This is a genomic window from Actinoplanes sp. NPDC051475, from assembly GCF_040689425.1.
Taxonomy (GTDB): domain Bacteria; phylum Actinomycetota; class Actinomycetes; order Mycobacteriales; family Micromonosporaceae; genus Actinoplanes.
The window spans coordinates 1-5,593 of sequence record NZ_JBFAZZ010000042.1 but is presented as its reverse complement, the minus strand read 5'-3'; the positions used below and the strand labels follow the sequence as shown (position 1 = coordinate 5,593).

1 protein-coding gene is annotated in these 5,593 nt (G+C 71.9%); it reads right to left on the bottom strand.

Features of this window, described 5'->3' with window-relative positions:
* Nucleotides 1-5,551, bottom strand: a 5,551-nt coding sequence (locus tag AB0368_RS38390; RefSeq protein WP_366158973.1) for an amino acid adenylation domain-containing protein, incomplete at its 3' end; no start/stop codon positions are given.
* Between the last annotated feature and the right edge of the window lie 42 nt (nucleotides 5,552-5,593).

Genomic DNA, 5,593 nt, shown 5'->3' with positions numbered 1-5,593 from the left:
CCAGGCCCGTACCCGCCAAATACAAGTCGCCCACCACACCCGGCGGCACCAGACCCAGCGCATCGTCCAGCACGTACGCCGACATCCCATCCAGCAGCCGGCCGATCGGCACCTGCGACGGCACCTGCTCCGGAGCGTCCCACCGGGCGGTGCTGGCGAACAGCGTGGTCTCCGTCGGGCCGTACGCGGTGCGTACCCGGATGCCCGGGCAGTGTTCGAGCACCCGCCGGATGGCGACCGGGGAGGCCACGTCGCCGCCGGTGAAGACCTCGCTGACGCCGGCGAAACACTCGGGCCGTTCCTCGGCGATGACCCGGAACAGCCCGGCGGACACGTCCAGCGCGGTGATTTCTTCGGTACGGATGAGCTCCGCGATCTGTTCCACCGTGGGGTTCGCATCCGGGCCGATCACCGTCGTGCCGCCGTGCAGCAGCGGGTACCAGAGCATGTAGGTCGACGGGTCGAACTCGTACGGCGTCACCATCAGCACCCGGTCGTGCGTGCCGGAGTCGAAGAGCGAGTCGTCGAGCAGGTCGAAGACGTTCTGGTGGGTGACGGCCACGCCTTTGGGGCGGCCGGTCGAGCCGGAGGTGTAGATGACGTACGCGAGCTGGTCCCGGCGGCCGACGACACCGGGGTCCCCGGCCGGGCCGCCGAGGTCCTCGTCGGCGCTGATCACCGTGGCGACCTCCGGCAGGGCGGCACCGAGCAGCTCTCCGCCGGTCACCAGCACTGTTGCCCCGGACTCGGCGATGATGGTGTTCATCCGCTCGAGCGGGAACGCCTGCTGGAGCGGGAGGTAGCACGCGCCGGTCTTGAGCACGGCGGTGAGCGCGACGACGAGCTCCACGCTGCGATCCATGAGCGTCGCCACCGGCCGGTCGGGGCCGGCGCCGGCGGCGAGCAGCCGCTGGGCGAGCCGGTTGGCCCGGGCGTCGAGTTCGGCGTAGGTGAGGCTGCGGCCGGCGCAGCGCACGGCCACCGCGTCCGGCGTGCGCCGCACCTGCCGGCGGAACGCCTCCTGCAGCGACGGCTCCGGCGCTCGGGCGGCCGGAGCCGGACCTGTGCCCTGGCGGGCGAGCAGCTCGCGCTCGGCACCGTCGAGGACGTCGATGGCGGCGAGGTGCCGGTCCGGTCCGGCGACCGCGGCCTCCAGGACCCGGACGAACCGGCCGACCATGGACCGCACGGTGCCCTCGTCGAACAGATCGCTCGCGAACGTGACCGCGGCGTGCAGCGGTCCCGGCATCCCGTCCGTCCGCGATGCCGCGATGTCGACGGTGAAGTCGAAGCGGGCCAATCCCGTGAAGTCGGGGGTCTCGGTGACCTCCAGCCCCGGCAGGTCGAAGGCGGGGCCGGCGGCGTCCGCGGTGACCTGGAGCAGGATCTGGAAGAGGGGGTTGCGGCCCGGCGTACGCGGCGGGTTGAGGGCCTCGACGATCCGGTCGAACGGCACGTCCTGGTGGTTGTACGCCGCCAGACTGCTCTCGCGGACCCGCTCCAGCAACTCGACGAACGTCGGGTTCCCGCTGGTGTCGGTCCGCAAAACCAGCGTGTTGACGAAGAACCCGATCAGGTCGTCGAGCTGCTCATCGTTGCGCCCGGCCGCCGGCGTACCGATAGGGATGTCGGTCCCGGCACCCAGCCGAGTCAATACGGTCGCCAACGCCGCGTGCGCAACCATCAACATGGTCGTGCCGGTACGCCGGCACAACTCCAGCATCGCCGCGTGCAGCCCGGCGCCCAGCTCCACAGTGAAGCCCTGACCGCGTCCGCTGGCCACCGCCGGGCGGGGCCGATCGGTCGGATACTCCAACTCCACCGGCAGATCCGCCAGCGCCGACCGCCAGAATTCCACCTGCGCCTCGATCGGCAGCTGGTGCTGCCACAGCGCGTAGTCGGCGTACTGCACCGGCAATGGCAGCCAGTCCGGAGCGTGACCGGCGAGACGGGCCCGATAGGCCTCGGCGAGATCACGCCGCAGCGGACCCTCGGACTCACCGTCGGCGCCGCTGTGATGGAACAACAGCATCAACACGTGATCGTCCGGGCCGACCTCCACCAAGGTGACCCGCAGCGGCGCCTCGGCCGCCAGGTCGAAGACGTACTCGGCCAGCCGATCCGGCACCGACGCCCGGTGCACCGTCACCGGCTCGGCCGGCAGGATCACCTGCACCGGCTGCCCGTCCACCTCCCGCAGCACTGTCCGCAGACTCTCGTGCCGCGCCACCACATCCGACAACGCCGCGCTCAGGGCCTCGACGTCCAGGGAACCGGTCAGGCGGTAGCTCACCGGCAGGTTGTAGGTGCTGCTCGCACCCTCCAACCGGTCGATGAACCACAACCGCTGCTGCGCGAACGACATCGGCACCGCACCGGCACGCCGCATCGGCACCAACGCCGGACGGGCGGACTCGGCACCGTCCAGGCGGGACGCCAGCTGCGCCACGGTCGGCGCCTCGAAGACGACCCGCACGGACAGCTCGACGCCGAAGACCGTACGCACCCGCGACACCAGCCGGGTGCCCAGCAGCGAGTGTCCGCCGAGGTCGAAGAAGTTGTCGTCGACACCGACCTGCGGCACACCGAGCACGTCGGCGAACAGCCCGCAGAGGATCTCCTCCCGCGGGTTACCCGGACCCCGCACCACGGCGGCGCCCGCCGTGTAGTCGGGGGCCGGCAACGCCTTGCGGTCCAGCTTGCCGTTCGAGGTCAGCGGCAGCCGCTCCAGCACCATCACCGCCGCGGGCACCATGTACTCCGGCAGCACGGCGGCCACGTGGTCGCGGACGCCCGCCTCCAGCCCCTCGGCGCCGGCCGCGGCGGGAACCACGTACGCGACCAGCCGGGTGTCGCCGGGACGGTCCTGGCGTGCCACGACCGCGGCCTGAACCACCTGAGCGTGCGTCTCGATGACCGACTGGACCTCGCCCGGCTCGATCCGGAAACCGCGGATCTTCACCTGGTCGTCGGCCCGGCCGAGGAACGTGAGCGTGCCGTCGGCGTTCCACCGCGCCAGGTCCCCGGTGCGGTACATCCGCTCGCCGCCGGACTCGAACGGGCAGGCCACGAACCGCTCGGCGGTCAGGTCCGGCCGGTTGTGGTAGCCGCGGGCCAGCTGGGTGCCGGCCAGGTAGAGCTCGCCCGGCACACCGGCCGGCACCGGCCGGAGCGCCGCGTCCAGGACGTACGCGCGGGTGTTCCACACGGGCCGGCCGATCGGCGGGTCGTCGCGGTCAGCGGTGGATACGAACGTCGCCGTGGAGTTCACGGTGACCTCGGTGGGGCCGTACGTGTTCGACAGCAGCACCCGGTCGCCGGGGTGGTCCAGGAACAGCTCCACCGAATGCTGGCGCATCGCCTCGCCGGCGACGTTGACGACCCGGAGGCGCTCCGGCCACGCGATCGCGTCACCGGCCGCCACCAGCTCGTGCCAGTACCCGGTCGGCAGCCCGATCATGGTGAGCGCCGCGCCGACCGGCCGGCGCATCAGCTCGGGCAGCTGACCGGCGGGATCCCGCGGCACCAGCAGGGAGCCGCCCGAGATGAGGATCGGGTAGATGTCCTCCACGTGCGGGTCCCAGCTCACCGACGAGAACTGGACCAGCCGGTCGTCCGGGCCGAGCGCGAAGAAGTCCCGTACCCACCGCACCTGGCTGACCATCGCGGAGTGCGGGATCACGGTCCCCTTGGGCCGGCCGGTGGAGCCGGACGTGTAGATCACGTACGCGGGATGGGCGGCGCGCAGCGGAGCCGGCCGGTCCTCGTCGGTGACCGGCTCGGCGGAAGCGCGGTTCCACTCGTCGGCGGTGGCGGGCGCGTCGAGCACCACGGTCGGCACCGCGGCGGCGAGGCTCGGCACCGTCTCCTCGACGGCGACGGCACACACCGGCCGGCAGTCCTCGATCATGTACGCGGTCCGGTCCGCCGGGTAGTCGGCGTCGAGCGGAAGGTACGCCGCACCGGCCTTGAGCACCGCGAGCAGGGCGGTCACCAGCTCGGGACCGCGGGGGACGCAGACCGCCACGGCGGCCTCGGGTCCGGCGCCGCGGGCGACAAGCATGCGCGCCAGACGGTTCGCCCGCGCTTCCAGCTCCGCGTACGTGACCTCGACCCCCTCGTCCACCAGCGCGACGGCCTGCGGGGTCCGACTCGCCTGCGCCGCGAACAGCTCCGGAACCAGCGCCGTGCGCAGCGCCTCCGGTGCCGCGGTCTCGTTCCAGCCGACCAGCGTGCGGCGCAGCTCCGCCTCGCCCATCAGCTCGATCGCGCCGAGGGGCAGATCCGCGTCGGCCACGACGCAACGCAACACCCGGATCAGCCGCTCGGTGATCAGCCGTGCCGAGGGCTCGTCGAACAGGTCGGTGGCGAAGCCGGTCAGCAGGCGCAGCGGCCCGGGGGTTCCGTCCACGCTCGTCGCCGGCTGGAGGTCGAACGACAGGTCGAACATCTCCGTCCGCTGCTCCTCGGGCAGCGGGTACGCCGAGAGCCCGGGCAGCTCGGGCACGAGGTCCGTGCCGGCGTCGACCTGGAGCATGACCTGGAACAACGGGTTACGTCCCGGCGACCGGGGCGGATTGACGGCCTCGACGATCCGGTCGAACGGGATGTCCTGGTGCTGGTACGCCGCCAAGCTGGTCTCCCGCACCCGCTCCAGCAGCTCGGCGAAGGTCGGATCACCACTGGTGTCGGTCCGCAGCACCAACGTGTTGACGAAGAACCCGATCAGGTCGTCGAGCTGCTCATCGCTACGCCCCGCCGCCGGGGTACCGATCGGGATGTCGGTGCCGGCACCCAGCCGCGTCAGCACTGTCGCCAGCGCCGCATGACCCAGCATCACCATGGTGGTGCCGGTGCGCCGGCACAACTCCAGCATCGCCGCGTGCAACCCGGCGTCGAGTTCTACGGCGAAGCCCTGACCGCGGCCGCTGGCCATCGCCGGGCGCGCCCGGTCGGTCGGGTACTCCAGTTCCACCGGCAGATCCGCCAAGGCCGCACGCCAGAACTCGGCCTGCGCGTCGATGGTGCGGGCCAGCTCTTCGCGCTGCCACACCGCGTAGTCGGCGTACTGCACCGGCAGGGGTTGCCAGTCGGGTGCTTCGCCGGCGAGCCGCGCCCGGTAGGCCTCGGCCAGGTCACGCCGCAGGGGGGTCATGGACTCGCCGTCGCTGCCGGTGTGGTGGAACAACAGCAGGAGGGCCCACTCGCCGGGGCCGAGGTCGATCAGGTGCACGCGGAGCGGCGGCTCGTGGGCGAGATCGAAGACCCGGCCGGCGAGCTCCTGAAGCAACTCGTTGAGGTCCCTGCCCTCGATCGCCGTACGGTGCAGCGTGATCGGCTCGGCCGGCAGGACGACCTGCATCGGCTGCCCGTCGATCTCACGCAGCACGGTCCGCAGACTCTCGTGCCGCGCCACCACATCCGACAACGCCGCATGCAGGGCATCCACGTCCAGGCTGCCCGTCAGGCGGTAGCCGACCGGCATGTTGTACGTGCTGCCGGCACCCTCCAACTGATCGATGAACCACAACCGCTGCTGCGCGAACGACATCGGCACCGGACCCGACCGCAGCACCGGCCGCAAAGCCCCCCG